General features: G+C 75.2%; 1 protein-coding gene. It reads left to right on the top strand.

Annotated features, from left to right (window positions below; all coding sequences use genetic code 11):
- Positions 1–1202: FtsX-like permease family protein (locus H5J30_RS34395; RefSeq protein WP_181791736.1), on the top strand; the 1202-nt coding region annotated here is incomplete at both ends.

The raw sequence follows: 1202 nt of genomic DNA, 5'->3' as shown, positions 1-1202 counted from the left end.
ATGGAACGTACGCGACCGGGCGTGGTCCGCACCGCACTCGGCGTCGTCGCCCTCGCCGGCGGCGCGACCCTCACGGGCGTCGCGGCCAACTCCTCCGGGGACGACGCGGCCGGCGCCTCCCTCGGCGTCGTCATGAGCTTCATGCTCGCCGTCGGGCTGCTCGGCCCGCTGCTGGCGGGGCTGTGCGCACGCCTCTTCGGCCTGCCGCTGCGCGCCGCGGGCGCGGCCGCGCACCTGGCCGCCGCCAACTCCCGTACCAACGCCCGCCGGCTCGCGTCCGCGATCACTCCGATCGCGCTCGCGATGGCGTTCGCCTCGACGCTCGTCTTCATGAACACGAGCGAGAACCACGCCGCCGACGAGCAGTTGCGCGCGGGCGTCACCGCGGACCACGTGGTGACCGACCCGGCCGGGCTCCCGGCGGACGCGGCGGCCGACGCCGCCCGCGCGGAGGGCGTGGACACGGCGGTCGGGGTGCTCAACACCCGGGTGCTGGTGCCGGTCGGCTCCGGCGAGTTCAAGTCGCTGCTGGGCGCGGCCACCCAGGGGGTCACCTCCGCCGACGAACTGGCGAAGGTGCAGGACCTGGACGTCCGCGAGGGCAGCCTGGACAGGCTCGGCAAGGACCGGATCGCCATCGACAAGACCCTGGCGTCCTCCGCGGGCGTCTCCGTCGGCGACCGGCTGCCGCTCTACCTGCCGGACGGCACGAAGGCCGACCCCGAGGTCGTCTCGGTCTACGGCCGGGGCCTCGGCCTGGGCACGGTGACCATGGACCGGGCCGCCCTGGACGAGCACGTCACCTCGGGCTTCGACACGACGCTGCTGGTACGGGGCGGGGACGCGCGGGCGCTCGGCGAGCTGGGCGAGGTGACCGACGCGGCGGGCTACGCCGCCGAGAAGAGCCTCGACGCGAAGCTGGGCTCCTGGTCCAACACGACCATGGCCGCGGTCCTCGGCGGCTTCGCCGCCGTCGCCGCGCTCAACACCCTGGTGATGACGGTCCTCGACCGCCGCCGCGAGCTGGGCACGCTGCGCCTCGTCGGCTCCACCCGGCGCCAGGTGCTGGCGATGCTCCGCTGGGAGGGCGCGCTGGTCGCGGCGGTGGGCGTGGTCGTCGGCTCCGCGATCGCCGCGGCCACGCTGATCCCGATGATGAGCGGCCTGACCGGCGAGGCGCCGTACGTGCCGCCGCTCGTGTA

The sequence above is a fragment of the Streptomyces phytophilus genome (genome assembly GCF_013870535.1).
Lineage (GTDB): Bacteria > Actinomycetota > Actinomycetes > Streptomycetales > Streptomycetaceae > Streptomyces > Streptomyces phytophilus.
This window is presented reverse-complemented; position numbering and strand designations above follow the sequence as displayed.